The organism is Marinomonas sp. UCMA 3892, assembly GCF_012726345.1.
GTDB lineage: Bacteria > Pseudomonadota > Gammaproteobacteria > Pseudomonadales > Marinomonadaceae > Marinomonas.
This window is the reverse complement of record NZ_PTXN01000009.1, coordinates 131,376-147,048: the sequence shown is the minus strand read 5'-3', so window position 1 is coordinate 147,048 and position 15,673 is coordinate 131,376. Positions and strand designations below refer to the sequence as shown.

Annotated in this window: 13 protein-coding genes; 8 read left to right on the top strand and 5 right to left on the bottom strand. The window is 38.4% G+C overall.

Annotated features, from left to right (window positions below):
• Positions 1-102: 102 nt before the first annotated feature.
• The 3 genes from B6N13_RS14185 to B6N13_RS23585 all read left to right on the top strand — a co-directional run bounded on the left by B6N13_RS14185 (position 103) and on the right by B6N13_RS23585 (position 2,640).
• On the top strand, positions 103-1,560 hold the full coding sequence (locus B6N13_RS14185) for a DUF3696 domain-containing protein (protein WP_169459736.1): 1,458 nt from the start codon (positions 103-105) through the stop codon (positions 1,558-1,560).
• On the top strand, positions 1,560-2,444 hold the full coding sequence (locus tag B6N13_RS14180) for a hypothetical protein (RefSeq protein ID WP_169459735.1): 885 nt from the start codon (positions 1,560-1,562) through the stop codon (positions 2,442-2,444). The genes B6N13_RS14185 and B6N13_RS14180 overlap by 1 nt, the downstream gene beginning before the upstream one ends.
• 61 nt (positions 2,445-2,505) lie before the next feature.
• A complete protein-coding gene (locus B6N13_RS23585) occupies positions 2,506-2,640 on the top strand; it encodes a hypothetical protein (RefSeq protein ID WP_282434083.1) in 135 nt (44 codons plus the stop codon).
• 323 nt (positions 2,641-2,963) lie between these two features.
• Here the strand turns inward: B6N13_RS23585 and B6N13_RS14175 are convergent, their stop codons facing one another.
• Both B6N13_RS14175 and B6N13_RS14170 read right to left on the bottom strand, forming a co-directional pair.
• Positions 2,964-3,311, bottom strand: a complete 348-nt coding sequence (locus B6N13_RS14175) for a helix-turn-helix transcriptional regulator (protein ID WP_169459734.1) — start codon at positions 3,309-3,311, stop codon at positions 2,964-2,966.
• A gap of 169 nt (positions 3,312-3,480) precedes the next feature.
• On the bottom strand, positions 3,481-4,374 hold the full coding sequence (locus B6N13_RS14170) for a LysR family transcriptional regulator (protein ID WP_169459733.1): 894 nt from the start codon (positions 4,372-4,374) through the stop codon (positions 3,481-3,483).
• Positions 4,375-4,499: 125 nt separating this feature from the next.
• Between B6N13_RS14170 and atzF the strand changes: the two genes are divergently transcribed.
• From atzF to B6N13_RS14145, 5 genes are read left to right on the top strand one after another with little or no spacing between them, the layout of a single operon-like run.
• A complete protein-coding gene (gene atzF, locus B6N13_RS14165; protein ID WP_169459732.1) occupies positions 4,500-6,287 on the top strand; it encodes an allophanate hydrolase in 1,788 nt (595 codons plus the stop codon).
• A gap of 30 nt (positions 6,288-6,317) precedes the next feature.
• Positions 6,318-7,946 (top strand): ABC transporter substrate-binding protein, encoded by a 1,629-nt coding sequence (locus tag B6N13_RS14160; RefSeq protein ID WP_248280341.1) that lies wholly within the window; start codon positions 6,318-6,320, stop codon positions 7,944-7,946.
• A gap of 5 nt (positions 7,947-7,951) precedes the next feature.
• Positions 7,952-8,977 (top strand): ABC transporter permease, encoded by a 1,026-nt coding sequence (locus tag B6N13_RS14155; RefSeq protein WP_169459731.1) that lies wholly within the window; start codon positions 7,952-7,954, stop codon positions 8,975-8,977.
• Entirely contained in the window at positions 8,970-9,836 is an 867-nt protein-coding gene (locus tag B6N13_RS14150; protein WP_169459730.1) for an ABC transporter permease, read from the top strand. The genes B6N13_RS14155 and B6N13_RS14150 overlap by 8 nt, the downstream gene beginning before the upstream one ends.
• 2 nt (positions 9,837-9,838) lie before the next feature.
• Positions 9,839-11,545, top strand: a complete 1,707-nt coding sequence (locus tag B6N13_RS14145; protein WP_169459729.1) for an ABC transporter ATP-binding protein — start codon at positions 9,839-9,841, stop codon at positions 11,543-11,545.
• A 293-nt stretch (positions 11,546-11,838) separates the two neighbouring features.
• Here the strand turns inward: B6N13_RS14145 and B6N13_RS14140 are convergent, their stop codons facing one another.
• Genes B6N13_RS14140 through B6N13_RS14130 form a run of 3 tightly spaced genes read right to left on the bottom strand, consistent with a single transcriptional unit; the run spans position 11,839 to position 15,507 of the window.
• Positions 11,839-12,828 carry an extracellular solute-binding protein gene (locus B6N13_RS14140; protein WP_169459728.1) on the bottom strand — a complete coding sequence of 330 codons (990 nt, stop codon included), beginning with the start codon at positions 12,826-12,828 and terminating at the stop codon, positions 11,839-11,841.
• Between the two features lie 8 nt (positions 12,829-12,836).
• Positions 12,837-14,771 carry an ATP-binding protein gene (locus B6N13_RS14135; RefSeq protein WP_169459727.1) on the bottom strand — a complete coding sequence of 645 codons (1,935 nt, stop codon included), beginning with the start codon at positions 14,769-14,771 and terminating at the stop codon, positions 12,837-12,839.
• Positions 14,755-15,507 carry a response regulator transcription factor gene (locus B6N13_RS14130; protein WP_169459726.1) on the bottom strand — a complete coding sequence of 251 codons (753 nt, stop codon included), beginning with the start codon at positions 15,505-15,507 and terminating at the stop codon, positions 14,755-14,757. The genes B6N13_RS14135 and B6N13_RS14130 overlap by 17 nt, the downstream gene beginning before the upstream one ends.
• Positions 15,508-15,673 lie beyond the last annotated feature (166 nt).

Genomic DNA, 15,673 nt, shown 5'->3' with positions numbered 1-15,673 from the left:
CCCTGCTAATTTCTCCCTTGGTCCTGTTTATACAAGGGAGGTAGATAAAAACACTATTTTTTATAAATAAGTAATAGTTCAGAAACAAAAACAAGGAAGCGTATGAATATTACCTCTTTAATAGTCGGTGGATTCAAAGGGATTGATAAGAAAGTAACACTTCCCCTTGCACCAATCACGTTGTTTTTTGGTGCGAACAGCACCGGAAAAAGCACTCTTTTACAGGCGATGCTTTATCTTTATGAGGTATTGGCAAAACGGAACCTAGACGCCGAATACAGTTCCATCGCTGGTGAATCCTTATACTTTGGTGGATTTCATAATTTAGTTCATGGCAAAAAATCATCAGGAACGATAACACTTGGAGCAACGTTAGATTTTACGAATGAAGATGATGTATTTGATGACTACCTTTCTGATTCTGAGCGCTGGTGGCTTGAAAACACGCTAGAAATTTCTCCAGACATGGCTGTTAGCTCTATTACGTTTGAGCTTGATTTAAAATGGGACCGTCTACGTGAAGTTGTTTTTGTAAGTCGATATGAATGTTTTAGCCAAGGTCAAACATACATACGATTTGACTCGCAAGCAGGGCGTCGGCAACCAGTCATTTCATTTTACGAACCATTGCCTCATTGGGAGGTTGATGAGTCTTTCAAAGCCGAGAATTTATTCTCAACGGCAGTTTGGGAGTCGGTCCCTTTAGATCAAAGAGATGCACTTCCAAGGATTAACCAAAGGCTAGATTTATCAAGTGCACCTTTAGATTGGAAAGACCTTTTTCAAGACAACGCAGCGGCAGCTCAGATGTTTTGTGAAGCGGCGTTGTCTCAGTCATCATTGGCTCCTCTAAAAATACTCATCAAGAAACTCGAAAGACTTTTTCATATTGGTCCAATTAGAACCATCCCTAACCGCTCAGCGGTCACAAACAAACGCTTCAGAAAAGAGCGTTGGTTTGATGGATCAGGTGGTTGGGATGCGTTTGCTTATGGGAATGATGCTCTTCAGTCTCGGGTTAATAAGGTATTTCAAGCCCCTGATTTCTTGAACACCAATTATCAATTTTCGGTTGATCAATTTGGCGAATTTCCTCAATTGGAAAAACGCGTTTTTATTACAGAGACTGCTAGTGGGGTTCGCCTATTGCCAACGGATATTGGGGTCGGTATATCGCAGGTGTTTCCGTTTATTGTGGCAACCTCGATGGAAGGCGGTTCTATTGTCTCTTGCGAGCAACCTGAGCTCCATATTCATCCCAAATGGCAGTTAGCTTTAGGCGATATGTTACTAAACGCAACGCGAAGTAACCCTAATAAAATGTTTTTAATAGAGAGCCACAGTGAACATTTATTATTGCGGTTATTAAAGCGGCGTAGAGACACGTCTGAAGGTGATAATGAGTCATATGACTGTTTTAAAAGTGATGTTCAAATTATTTTCTGTGAACAGATAGAAGGAAAAACGCGCTTTATTCCAATAAAAACCACGGATGAAGGTGAATTTGATACACGTTGGCCGAATGGCTTCTTCGATGAGAGAGTGGGAGAGCTATTTTAATGTTGCATCTTGAATTTGCTGTATCACCAGAACAGGTTCGTTCAATTCACGATATAAACTTACTAGAGGCAAGATTTGGTTTTCATAAAGGGGCTTTAATTTCACTTTTTCCTAAAAAGTGGATTAAATCTTGTTTGGACTCTTTGACAGGCAATGAGATAGAGCGGAAGCAATTTGTTGAGAAGATTACGGCTAATAAAGACATTTTGTTATCAAATTTTGGACGTAACTATGGTGCTTATCAAGACTGGAGTGAAGCTGCTTGGGTTAGTCACTCTGAACGCTCTTTCCATAAATTAATTGATAGAAATATGCGTGAAAATAACATCTATTTAGATAGTATCCAGTCGATTGCCGACAACGATATGAGCTATTCCACAATGTTTCCTCGCTGTGCGGATTCACTGGCGCTGGCTGCGAGAGCTTTATTACTTAATGCTGAAAAAGTGACTCTCTATGACCCTTACTTTGATATTTCGAATAATGGCTGTAAGAAAACTCTTAAAGCTATGATGGAAATTTGTCAAAAGCCAGATGTGGAGTTTCATATCTACGCAAAAGAAGGCAAGCTCTCTGCATGGAGGATTATGCAACCAGCTTTTGAGTCATTTATGGTTAATATGATTAATGAGAGAAAATTATTCTTTTACAGTGTAGATGATAATGGTTCTGGATTTATGCATGATCGCGGTCTCTTTACTGTAAAAGGAGGGTTAATTTATGACCGTGGCTTTTTAGAGCCCCATGATCACACCCAAAGAGAAGAGTTAACAAATATTATACCTATGCCGATTAGTATGCTTGAGGCTAAATCAAAAAGTTTTAATGAGGCAGGAGATGACCATGGTGACTTTGTGGTTGTTAATAAATGGGCTTCTCATTAAATCTAAAATGATGAACAATCGGGCGCAGATAAAAATAGAACAGAAGTAAAGGAAGACTAGCATGCCCATTTTCGATATTTCTGGCGATAAGTTATCTGCCGTTGAACAGCGTAATTTTGCGTTGGAAAAGGATTTACAAACGCTGATCGATCGTACTCTTGATGTTGTGATCAATTGGCGCATTATCGTAATGTGACATCAATAGGGCATTAGGGTACGGGCGATGTGGAATTTGTAACAAGGTGGGCGGATAAGTGCTAGCGACTATTTGATGTAAAAAGCTTCGGCTGTTCCACAATTTCAGACTTGCATTTTCATGTTGTTGCGCAGCCTTCCATATACAATATTAAACCCGAAAGTCCTCATGAAGTCTTTGCCAATGAGCTTTTAGGTGTTGTTTGTGCTCTTCATTTATAGGTAGGTCTTTCAGCGCGTTTGGCCAAAGACTTCTGGCGTTATCCATTTCTTGCCCCTGCCAAATACCTCACTAGATGGCCATGTAACGTCAACTTAAGAACACTAATTTCCGTTGTCATTTTCGTCTCCATCTTCTAGTAATCCTTTCCATGGATCATCCGATAGTTTTTTTTGTTCATCAGAATGATCAGGCTGTTTGTGCGGTAAATATGTGTTGTTACCATCACTTTCAAGAGCCGCTAAAACAGCATTCAGCTTTTCTTTTGGAATCAACATGACGTCGCTATTTAGGCCCTTAGCAATCAGTTCAAGCGTATCGAGTCTTGGGTTGCCCTTTGCTTCAAGCCGCTGGTATTGCTGCCTAGAAATGCCAATACGCATTAGCATGTCATTCTGCTTGAGTTTCAGTGCTAAACGGCGATGTTTGATTTGTTGTAGTAGGTTTATCATAAGGAAACTAATAAGTTGCTTTTAAATATATAGAAACATATGTGTTGCTATTTTTATATAAGGCAACTTAAGTGTTTCTTTTTTATGAGCTTAATGATTAGTGTAAGTGGTATAGAGATAGCCGTTGATAATTTAAATAGCTTACCTAAAGATACTACGAACACTTATTTTATTCTGATAGAGCGTTAATTAATTGCTCTGAGAATAGTGCGGTTGCTACAGGTAGAATTCGGTCTTTCTTTTGGATCAAGTACATGCATCCAACTGAAAGATCTGATTTTGATAAAGGGCGGGTTGTTAAGTTAAGTTGATCTAGGATTTGCGGTATACCTATTTCAATTTGGAAGGTGACACTGCCTTCATTCATAGCGTGATTACGTAAAAATTCAAAGCTATCTGATTCGACGCAAGGCTTAACATCTAATCCACTACGACTTGCTTTAAAATCTATTATCTCTCTTACGCCTATGCCTTTTCTTGGTAAGGCTAAAGGGTAATCAGAGCATTCGCTTAGTCTCAATTCAGCTTTACTTGCTAAGGGGTGATCCTTTTGCATAATGGCGTAAAGTTGTTGTTCTTTCGACATTAATATTTTCATTTCAGGCATATAAATCGGCTCGAAAATCATAGCAAGATCAACGCTATTATCGAGCAAAGATGCCTCTGCAGATAACCTGTCTCGCTGAAAAACACTGAACGTCACAGCAGGGTGCTTTTTTCGAAAAGTTGCAATTTGTTGTGGAAAAAAAGAAGTTAATAAGGCTTGGCTACATGCAAGATTTACATGGCCACGCCTGACCCCTTGCAAGTCTGAAATCTGACTTTTTACCCTTTCAAAATCCGCTAATTGCTTCTGAATATGACTAAGAAAAAGCTCTCCAGCGGATGTCAAGGTAACACCCGATGAATGACGTTCAAATAGCTTTTCTCCTACCTCTTCCTCTAAAGAAATGATTCGTCTGTTTAGGGCTGTTGAAGTAATAGATAACTTGTCTGCAGCTTTTCGTATTGAGCCTGTTTTGGCAATAGTTTGAAAATATCGAAAGTCAATAAGTTGTTTCATGTTGTTTTCCAGTATTAACAAGGTGTGCATATTTTGCATCACGTGTCTGCAATATTAGCACTATACAGTTTCACGGCGTATTGATTAACTAGATTTAACATTAAATTTTTGAGCTGGATGTTTGTATGTTGAGTCATTTACTTTTTACGATAGATTCTATTCATGATGCTTATACTGCAGGTGTAAGTGTGCATGATGTGATCAAAGAGTCTTTAAATAGAATTAAAAAAACAGGTGATGAAGGGATTTATCTTCATTTAGCAACTCAGCAGAAATTAGATGATGCCATCGCTGAAATAGGTGAGTTTGACCTTAAAAGCAAGCCTTTGTGGGGGATTCCTTTTGCCGTAAAAGACAACATAGATGTAGCTGGTATGCCAACAACAGCTGCTTGTCCCGATTATACCTATTACCCAAAGGAAGATGCGTTTGTTGTATCTTTACTAAAACAAGCTGGAGCGATTGTTATTGGTAAAACTAACCTTGATCAGTTTGCTACTGGTTTAGTGGGTGTAAGAACTCCACATCCTGTACCTAAAAATGCAGTTAACTCAAACTATGTTCCAGGTGGCTCAAGTTCAGGTTCGGCGGTTACTGTTTCTCATGGTCAGGTGGCATTTTCGCTTGGCACCGATACGGCGGGTTCTGGCCGAGTCCCAGCAGCTTTAAATAATATTGTGGGCCTCAAGCCTTCTTTAGGGAGTTTGTCTAACCGAGGAGTTGTACCTGCTTGCCGAACACTAGATACCATTTCAATTTTTGCTCTGACTGTTGAAGATGCTCAAACAGTATTCAAGTCTTGTGTGGCTTACGATGATCAAGAAGCTTACTCGAAAGACTTTGCATTCAAGCTAAGCCCAATCGACATCAAAAGCATGGTAATCGGGGTTCCAAGTGTTGCAACTAGAGAATTAGACAACGAAATTCAAGAGTCATCGTACGAAAAAGCGCTCGACTTCTGGAGACAAGCTGGTGCTGAGATTGTTGAAATAGATTTTGCACCTTTTTATGAAGTCGCAAAATTGCTTTATGAAGGACCTTGGGTTGCGGAACGTTATAGCGCATTAAGTCCATTTATTAATCAGTCTCCAAGCTCCCTTCACCCAGTGACTTACGCTATCGTTTCACAAGCAACTAAGTTCTCCGCTACTGATTTATTTAATGCTCAGTACCGATTAAAAGAGCTGGATTTACAAATAACAAAGTTATTAAAAAACATCGATGTAATTTGTACCCCATCTATTCCTGGCTTTGTAACACTTGAGCAGATAGAAAAAGAACCTGTAGCAGCCAATAGCCGCTTGGGTTTGTACACGAATTTTGTCAATTTACTTGATATGTGTGCGATTACCGTACCGGGATTGAGCCAAGATGATGGTGCGCCTTCCAGTATTACTTTGATCGCGAATAGTGGCAAAGATCTTGATATTCATCAGCTGGCTCAAATTTACCAAACAGAGCAAACCACCAAATTATGGGCTGTCAAAAAGACAATTAAGCCACATCAAGCGGCACTTGATATTTCTGAGAGCATTAATATCGCGGTTGTTGGCGCCCATATGAATTCGCTTCCACTTAATTACCAGCTTACAGATCGTGGTGCGAAGTTCCTGTTTAGCGCCAAAACTAAGCCTAAATATCGTTTATTTCACTTGTCATCGATGACCCCGACACGGCCAGGTATGCTGCAAAGCGAACAGGGTTACGCCATCGAATTGGAGGTATGGGCTTTACCTAAACATAAAATGGCTGACTTCTTAAATGATGTAAAAGCTCCATTATCAATTGGCACAATTGAGCTTGAAAGTGGCCAAGAAATTAAAGGTTTCTTATGTGAATCCTACGCTATAGAAAACGCGCAAGACATCAGTCATTTTGGTGGTTGGCGTAACTTCTGTGTTAACAACCAATAACTGTATTTCATCCAATTGGGGAACGCTGCAATGGAAAAGAAAAGTAAAGTTAACATATTAAAGCAAATGACCGGTTACGGCCTATTTACCATGTCACTATTGGGTGGATTGACGACAAATGCAAATGCCAACAGTCGTGACGAAACCTTGGTGATTGTGTCGGGCACTAGTATTAATAGCTTAGATATTCATCGCGCGGGCACCAACAGGCCTAGCTACCAAGTAGCTGTAAATATGTATGATCGCCTTGTCTCTTTTGGGATTAAAAGTGAAGGTGAAGGTAATTTAAAATCAGACTCGACACAAATCATTCCAGAATTGGCCACTCATTGGGAAAGTGTCGACGATGGAACTGCTTATATATTCCATCTTCGAGAAGATGCTACTTTCTGGGATGGTACTCTGGTGACCGCTGCAGATGTAAAGTGGTCATTCGACCGTGCTGTTAGCCTAGGTGGTTTTCCAACAGTACAAATGAAAGCTGGGGGCCTTTCCTCTCCTGAGCAGTTTGAAGTGATTGATGAACACACCTTTAAAGTCATCATGGGGGAGGCGAACAAGTTAACACTGCCGGATTTAGCAGTACCCATTCCAATTGTGATCAACTCTAAAGTAGCTTTGCAGCATATTACCAAAGATGATCCATGGGCAACTGAATATCTACACAAAACTCCAGCTGGTGGCGGCGCATATATGCTAGAACGCTGGATGCCTGGTCAGCAACTAATTTATAAACGTTTTGATGGTTGGAAAAATGGTGACCTGCCGGCCATGAGCCGAGTCATTGTTCGTGATGTACCAAGCTCTTCAACAAGACGAGCGTTAGTCGAGCGTGGAGATGCGGATGTAGCATTAGATCTTCCATCTAAAGACGTGAAAGAGTTGATGTCTAACCCTAAGCTAAAAGTTTCAAGCTCGACTATTGATAATACGTTGCATGCTATTGGTCTGAATTTAAACTTTGAGCCTTTCGGCAACCCTAAAGTTCGCCAAGCAATAGCTTATGCATTGCCTTATCAACAAATCTTTGACGTAGCAGCTTATGGCTTAGGCAAACCCATGTGGGGCCGTGAAAGCAGTAAGGCTGAATCCGCAGTTTGGCCTCAGCCTTTTCCATATAAAACCAATATTGATAAGGCTAAAGCTTTGTTAACTGAAGCTGGTTACGAAAATGGTTTTAGTGTGCCTTTATCGATGAACTTAGACTTTGCCCAATGGATGGAGCCAACGGCTTTATTGATACAAGAAAATCTTGGCAAAATTGGTATTGATGCGCCAATTAATAAGATTCCTGGTGCTAGCTGGCGAACCAAAGCACTGGTCGAAAAAGGTCTTGAACTACACATGAAGAACTTTGGTGGTTGGTTAAATTACCCAGACTACTACTTCTTCTGGGCTTACCTAGATGGTCATTTGTTTAACTCTATGAACTTCCATAATGATGAGATGAAATCGCTAGTTGATGTAACTCTAAAAATGTCAGTAGATGCTCCTGAATACAGCACGAATGTGAAACGCATGATTGACATCGCGACCGATGAAGTACCTATGATTCCACTATGGCAACCAACTTTAGACGTTGTTATGCAGAAAAATGTGTCTGGTTATGTGAACTGGTTCCACAGACAGCTTGATATTCGCTCGTTCTCTAAGGAGTAAGCAGCATGCTTTACGATAAAATCCAACTCATCATAAAGCGTTTAATGCTAGCTGTTCCTACACTTTTTGGTGTGCTGGTTATATCGTTTTGCTTAACTCGAGCACTGCCGGGAGACCCGGCAGTCTATTTTGCTGGAGCAATGGCTGATGAAGCATCAATCCAACAAGTGAGGGAAAAGCTTGGTTTAGACCGCTCATTGCCTTATCAATTTTTAGCTTATTGCAACAACTTGCTAAATGGAGAGCTAGGCCAAAGTTTAACTACGGGCCAAAGTGTTACCTATGAAATTAAAGCACGTCTGCCTGCCTCATTAGAGCTAACGTTGCTTGGTTTGTTCATGGGTTTATTAACGGCCATACCGTTAGGTATTCTAGCGGCCCTAAAACCTAATACTTGGATTGATCATTTATGTCGAGTTTTAGTCACTGCTGGGGCGTCAACGCCTATTTTCTTCAGTGGCTTGTTTTTAATGTTTGTCTTTTATTACTTACTGGGATGGTCACCATCGCCGATCGGTCGCTTAGATTTCATCTATTTGGAACCTCCTCATGTAACTGGCTTTTACACCATAGATGCCCTAATCATCGGAGACTATGAAGTCTTCAAAGCGGCTTTTGCTCAACTACTACTACCAGCGTCTACATTGGCTTTGTGTGCATTAGCCCCAATAGCTCGAATGACCCGATCATCTATGATTACTGCTTTAGAAAGTGAATATGTTAAAGCTGCTAAAGCTAATGGTATCAGTGCAAAAATGCGAGTGTATGTATATGCCTTACAGAATGCTTCCTTACCTCTTCTCACAGTAATTGGCCTAGTGTTTGGTTTTTTACTGGGAGGTAACGTGCTGGTTGAAAAAGTTTATTCTTGGCCGGGTATCGGGTCTTTTGCGATAGATGCGTTAGTGGCATCAGATTATGCTGCGATACAAGGCTTTGTACTCATTATGGCTGTGCTCTTCGTCACACTAAATTTAATTATCGATATTCTCTACACCCTATTTGATCCGAGGATGGGCCGCAATGAATAGTCAAACTATCAAACAGGACAATATCGCCCAACAACTGCGATACCTTGTTGGCCAAAACCTATTGTCTAGCATCTCGTTAATTTTATTTGGAGTCTATGTCTTTATTGCTTTAACTGGATCTTATTGGGTCCCTTATGACCCTTTAGAAAGCAACACCACAATCGCATTACAAGGCCCAAGCAGTCAGCATTTTTTTGGTACAGATCACTTAGGTCGTGATGTTTTTTCTCGTGTAATAGTGGCGACTCGTCTTGATCTCGGTATTGCTTTAGCTGCTGTATCGATAAGCTTTTTTGTTGGGACATTTCTAGGAGCCCTGGCTGGGTACTATGGTGGTTGGTACGAACGCTTAATTGGCCGCCTTGCTGATATCGTGTTGGCTTTTCCATTATTTGTACTGGCAATGGGGATAGTGGCGGTAATGGGGAACTCGCTTATTAATGTGATATATGCAACTGCTATTATTAATATCCCTTTTTATATTCGTATTTCTCGTGCTGAGGTCAGTTTACAGAGGGATAGGCAATATGTTCAGGCGGCTCTATTATCCGGTAATAGTCATTTTCGAACATTGCTCTTTCATATACTGCCCAACTGTCTGCCCAACTTGATCGTGCAGATCTCAATTAATATGGGTTGGGCAATTCTAAACGCGGCAGGTTTGTCTTTTATTGGCTTGGGAGTTCGTCCACCTGTTGCAGAGTGGGGGATACTCGTAGCCGAAGGGGCAGATTACATTATATCTGGTCAGTGGTGGTTAGTTTTATTTCCTGGCGTAGTACTGATGCTAGCGGTATTTACCTTTAACCTTGTCGGCGACACTTTACGAGATTTAGCCGATCCTCAAAAAAGGAAGTGATTATGTATACGAAAGAAAAGAAATTGCTTTCTGTAAATAAGCTAGCTATTGACTTTGAAACCAAAAAAGGAACAGTCCGAGCTGTGGAAAACGTTAGCTTTGACTTACAAAAAGGAGAGATTATTGCTTTAGTAGGAGAGAGTGGGAGCGGAAAGTCCGTTACAGCATATAGTATTTTAAACTTACTAGATGCTAATGGTTCTATGCCATTAGGAGAAATTATCTACGATGGTATGCCCATTCATAAAGCGACTCAGGCCAAGTTAAAAGAGATTCGTGGTCGTGAAATTTCTATGATTTTTCAAAACCCTATGTCTACACTAAACCCCATTCGAAAAGTTGGTCAACATTTACGAGACATGATTCGTAATCATGGTTACGCTTCTTGGTCGAATATTGAAAAAGAAATCGATAAGTTATTAAAACAGGTGGAAATTCACGACTTAGATCGTGTGAAAAATGCCTATCCATTTGAATTAAGTGGTGGGATGTGTCAACGAGTAATGATCGCGCTAGCTTTAGCTTGCCGTTCGCGATTACTCATTGCAGACGAACCCACTACAGGTCTAGATGTCACCACGCAAAAGTCTATTATGGACTTGATTAAGAGCTTGGCAAAAGAAGAAGGGTTGGCTGTTATCCTGATTACTCATGATCTTGGTATAGCCGCTGAATATTGTGACAAGTTTGTGGTTATGGAAAAGGGTAAGGTAGTAGAAAGTAATAGTAGACTAGACTTCTTTTCTAAGTCCAAACATCCTTATACTAAAAAATTATTATTGGCTACTCCATCTAAAGAAGGAAAAGTTGAAGATCTTACATTAGAAAAGCCAAGTTACTTAAATATTAGCGAGCCTGAAATTAGTGAAAAGCCGTTATTGGTAGTAGAAGGGTTAAGAAAAACCTTTATTAAAAAAACGGGAAGTTTTTTGTCATTTGTTAAAGGCAAAGAGAAAAGGGAAGAGTTTATAGCTGTAAAAGAGAGCTCTTTCTCTATTTATTCTGGTGAATGTGTGGGCTTAGTCGGTGGCTCAGGAAGTGGGAAGTCAACGACTTCTAGAATGTTGGCTAGACTAGATGATGCCTCTGCAGGAAAGATAATATTTGACGGTGTTGTAATTTCGGACATCTCAAGTAACGATTTTATTAAGCATCCTTATCGCAAAGATATACAAATGGTTTTTCAGGATCCAACAGGTAGCTTAAATCCTCGTCATACAGTATTTGATTTAATCGCAGAACCATTAAAGCGTTTAGGAGAGAGTTTTAATAAAAATTATTTAGGTCAGAAAGTAGAATCATTGATGTTACAGGTTGGGCTACCGATTGAGTTCATGACTCGTTTGCCTCATCAACTTAGTGGTGGACAAAAGGCTAGAGTAGGAATAGCGAGAGCGATAGCGTTAAATCCAAAATTTTTGATTTTGGATGAACCTACTTCTGCTCTTGATGTATCTGTTCAGGCTACAGTTTTACAGTTATTGGAAAAATTAAGACGTGAATTGGGACTGAGTTACCTGTTTGTTAGTCATGATCTGCATGTGGTTAAAATGCTGAGTCAGCGTATATTAGTTATGAAGGAGGGGGTAATTGTTGAGCAAGGTGAAACTTCTAAAGTTATGCATTCGCCTGAACATAGTTATACTAAACAACTAATGTCGTCCATACCTATAATAAAGGAAAAATTAGCTATAGAAGCGGCTCTTTAAGCTCGCTCTTCTTCTATAAGGTTCTGTGCAGCTAACATTTAATCGTGATTGTTCATAACTAATATAGTCGATGCCTTATTTTCAGTATGTACTTGTTAATCTAGATTAAATTCTGAACATGTCAATTTTTCATCAAGTGGGCCCTCAATAGGGCCTACCACATACAGTCTGTTGTTTAAGCTAGTTTGCTAAAATGTGAAAAAGTTATTATATCTGTCCGAGGTGGAGATACATATGTAGTGATCAAGTGAAACTAGCTATCGTTATAAAGACTTATTTAATTTTTCTATAATTTAGTCTAAGCGGTTCCAGAATTCTAATGTGCGTTTTCTTACCATTGGACGGGAGTAGGTAAAAAAATCGTAATTGATCAAGTTAAAGTATTTTTCATCATTATACGCACCTGATTTAACGGTATTAATATTTGAATATATTTGTAAGCCAATATCAGAAGATAAAAGGTTTTGTATATTTGGCTGCATGCTCAATTCGATAAAGTTAATCGCCTTTTCTTTGTTTTTGCTGCTATTAATCACACTGGCAGCACCTATTTCGTAGCCTGTTCCCTCACAAGGGATAATGACATCAAGGTCTTCGTATTTATCTAATAAAGAAATAACATCATGAATGAAAGCAATAGAGATAGCGTTTTCACCTTCAATCAATGGCAAAATAGCTTGGTAACCGCTATTAGTTGTTTTTCGTATGTTTTGTTTAATCTCTGGGAGTATTTGACGTATTTTTTCGCCATTATAAATTTGAAAGAGGGTGCTTAAAAAGGTATAAGCGGTACCTGATGTATTAGGGTCTCCGAGAACTATTTGATTTTTATAGGTGGTTTTTCCTAAATCAGACCAACATAGTGGTACATCCAATTTTAAATCAGATAATACTTTTTTATTTACAATGATACCTAAAATACCCGCATATACTCCAACACTTCTTCCTTTGGAAATGTCTAGTAGATGTCTTGACCAAAATAATTGGTCCTGTTTTCTCTTTAAAGTAATGGGTGCTAGAAAACCACTCTCTGCTGCTTTAAGATGAGTGTCTCCTGTTCCTCCCCACCAAATATCAAAGTTTTCCGCACCGGTTTCGATAATATTAAGTACTTCCCCCGAGCTCTTTACAATCATTTCAGATTTGATGCCGTGTAATTCATACATACGTTCTTTTAGCCACAGGCAGCTATTGGCTTTGGCACTGCAGAAAATTTTGAGGTTAGCTTCCGCTATAGTTAAGGGGGAAAAAAGAAAGACGAAAAAGACGATTATTGATTTCATATATATGCCTATGTTTTCTTTAAGGAAAAACTAATGGAGATGGTTGTTCCTTTACCAACTTGACTGTCTAATGTGATAGATCCGCCACTTTGTGTGACAAAGCCATAAACCATACTGAGCCCCAAGCCGTGTCCTTCTCCTTGTTTACGTCCTGTGAAAAAAGGCTCAAAGACTTTACCCTGAATACTTTTTGGTATGCCGTGTCCATTATCTTCCACTATGATACTTAGCTGATTTATTGAGTTTACCTCAGTTTTTATCTTAATAAACCCTGACTCACCAATGGCATTACTTGAATTCAAACATAGGTTAATAATAGATGTTTCTAATTGACCAGGATCTATATAGGTAAAAAGCGGTTGCTTGCTTAATTCGTATTCAACAGTGACATTGTCATTAGTTGCGAATGAAATGACTTCATAAAGCCCTTCTAACAGTGCATTAACATCGACTATTTCGGGAGCTAAGCGCTTACATCTTGCGAACGTAAGTAGTCTATCGATCAATCCAATACTTTTGTCAGCTGAAAATAATGCGCTATCAATAACTTTCCGGTCGGAGTGTAAGGTTAGATATTTTGACTCTCGAAGAATACTTAATGAGCTCACAATAACGGTAATCATGTTGTTAATATCATGTGCTACTGTGCCACTAATACTGGCTAGAGAGTTGAGACGGTCATTTTGTCGTAAACGTTCATCTTTTTCAGAATTAAGAAATAATATAGTTTTATTTTCGTTAGGGATGTCGACAGAAAAGGCAATGTCACAATCGAAAATAGCGGTGTTTTGAGGTGTTTTTTTAGATAAAAAATAATGGTTATCATAGATAGATGCTGTCAGAATTTTAGTATCGAGAGCTTCATTTTCTAGATTTTTAAAATTTTCATCGAAAATAGATGTTGAGCAGCAAAAAGGAAAGTTTTCATCATCTACCACAATAAAGTTTGATTTCTTTTTATCTAGAATAATCTTTGATAGTTTGATATTGAAAAGCGTTTCATCAAATTTTTTTTCTTTTGATGTTTTAGTCCTGTTTTGTTTATGATGGATCCTTATATAGCTAATAGGTAAATCTGACTTTATTTTTGATGAAATGATATACAGTTTTCTGAATAGGTTTTTATTTGCTGTATATAGATAAGTAATAAAAATTAATATTATGGCTATTAAAATGTATCCATAGTAATGGGATTCATTTTTTGGGATTTTATCATCTCGTGTAATGGTTTTTGAAATTGTGGCTCTAAGAAAATCGGTTTTGTATATTAGATCATTAAGATGACGATTTAATATGACATTTACAGATATGATTTTTTCCATTGTATCGAAAGCATTCATTGATCCGAAGGAAATTTCTTGGATTTTTTCTCGTTCAGCATGAGGAATGTTGCTCATGCTAAAAGCACTCGATAAATCACGATAATATTCGCCGAGTGCGAGCATGTTTTTTGACTCTAAAGAAAGTTTAATAATGTTCAGTAAATTCGAATTTTCTTCAGATGTACTGAGATCAAGACTGTTTTCCAGAATAACTTTTAAGTTGTTTCGTCTATATAAATAGTCATTTCTTACTTTTATTTCACTGTTAAATTCTGAGAATTCAACAAGCAGGTTTTTGACTTCTTTTTGGTAGTCTTCTTCGTTTAATGAATTGAGGATAGATAGTACGTCATTATATTCAGACTCTACTTTTTCGTATTCTTTAGCATAAAGACTGGCAGAACGCCTTTGATCGAGGCCTGTTAGGTTTTGTGAAATTTGCATTAATTCCATGGCTGCAAATAGTAGCGAATTGTGTGTTGATTTCTCTATGTAAAGTTTTCGCTCCCTATCATAATTTAACATTTGAATAGTGAAAAATATCACGCTAAAAACCGAAATAATAAAAAATGATAATAAAAAATAATACTTAATCGTGTTGGATTTAGACTGATTCAGCATGTTGTTCTTCTTGATCTGGCGAATTAATAAATATATAGCCTCTATTACGCCTTGTTTGTAGGTACTTAGGCTTTGATGGATTGGCCTCGATTTTACGTCTAAGTCTTAATATCAGGACATCGATACTTCGCATCATATAGGATGTGGATTCTAAGCCTAACTCTTCGGAGAGGTCTTCTCTAGATACCACAACATTTGAGTGCCTTACAAAAAACTCTAGTAATCTAAATTCTGTGTTGGTGAGTTCAATTTGCTCTTTATGTTCGTTTAGCAAAATGCATCGATTTGAGTCCATAAGAAAAGGACCAAATGTCAAATCTGAGGGTATACTTCTTGTCTCTAGAAAACTGCTTTTTTCATGCACTTTCGCCGAAGATCGCCTTAAACAAGAACGAATTCTCGCCAAAAGAAGTCTTGGGTTAAAAGGTTTGTCAATGAAGTCATCAAGACCTGATTCAAGTCCCACGATTTTTTCAATATCATCATGTACGCCGGAAATCATGATGATAGGAATGTCAAAAAGGGCCACAACCTCTTTCGCAATTTCAACCCCATTCATGCCTGCGAGCTTCAAATCGATGATTAAAAAATCAATTGATAACTCTCTTATCTTTTCAACGACTTTTTCGCCATGGTTTTGACAATATACTTCAAACTCATTTTCTTGTAGAAAGTTTTTCATAAATGTAAGAATGTCAGTGTCATCGTCAACGACTAATATTTTAATTCTTTTCATAGTTCAACCTTTCGAAACACCGCAAAAGTTTAATCCATAAAGCAAAACGGCGCATTAAAAATTAATATCCAAATATGGTTATTACAAAAATTACAAAAGTTACAAATAATCGGCGTTAAATTTGATTTGGTTATATTTGTAAAAAAAGACAGCAATAAAACTAATT

What these genes read in the sequence shown, in the direction of transcription:
- B6N13_RS14185 (WP_169459736.1), top strand. Translation starts at nt 103, where the DNA reads ATGAATATTACCTCTTTAATAGTCGGTGGATTCAAAGGGATTGATAAG.
- B6N13_RS14150 (WP_169459730.1), top strand. Translation starts at nt 8,970, where the DNA reads ATGAATAGTCAAACTATCAAACAGGACAATATCGCCCAACAACTGCGA.
- atzF (WP_169459732.1), top strand. Translation starts at nt 4,500, where the DNA reads ATGTTGAGTCATTTACTTTTTACGATAGATTCTATTCATGATGCTTAT.
- B6N13_RS23585 (WP_282434083.1), top strand. Translation starts at nt 2,506, where the DNA reads ATGCCCATTTTCGATATTTCTGGCGATAAGTTATCTGCCGTTGAACAG.
- B6N13_RS14160 (WP_248280341.1), top strand. Translation starts at nt 6,318, where the DNA reads ATGGAAAAGAAAAGTAAAGTTAACATATTAAAGCAAATGACCGGTTAC.
- B6N13_RS14155 (WP_169459731.1), top strand. Translation starts at nt 7,952, where the DNA reads ATGCTTTACGATAAAATCCAACTCATCATAAAGCGTTTAATGCTAGCT.
- B6N13_RS14130 (WP_169459726.1), bottom strand. Translation starts at nt 15,507, where the DNA reads ATGAAAAGAATTAAAATATTAGTCGTTGACGATGACACTGACATTCTT.
- B6N13_RS14140 (WP_169459728.1), bottom strand. Translation starts at nt 12,828, where the DNA reads ATGAAATCAATAATCGTCTTTTTCGTCTTTCTTTTTTCCCCCTTAACT.
- B6N13_RS14145 (WP_169459729.1), top strand. Translation starts at nt 9,839, where the DNA reads ATGTATACGAAAGAAAAGAAATTGCTTTCTGTAAATAAGCTAGCTATT.
- B6N13_RS14175 (WP_169459734.1), bottom strand. Translation starts at nt 3,311, where the DNA reads ATGATAAACCTACTACAACAAATCAAACATCGCCGTTTAGCACTGAAA.
- B6N13_RS14170 (WP_169459733.1), bottom strand. Translation starts at nt 4,374, where the DNA reads ATGAAACAACTTATTGACTTTCGATATTTTCAAACTATTGCCAAAACA.
- B6N13_RS14135 (WP_169459727.1), bottom strand. Translation starts at nt 14,771, where the DNA reads ATGCTGAATCAGTCTAAATCCAACACGATTAAGTATTATTTTTTATTA.
- B6N13_RS14180 (WP_169459735.1), top strand. Translation starts at nt 1,560, where the DNA reads ATGTTGCATCTTGAATTTGCTGTATCACCAGAACAGGTTCGTTCAATT.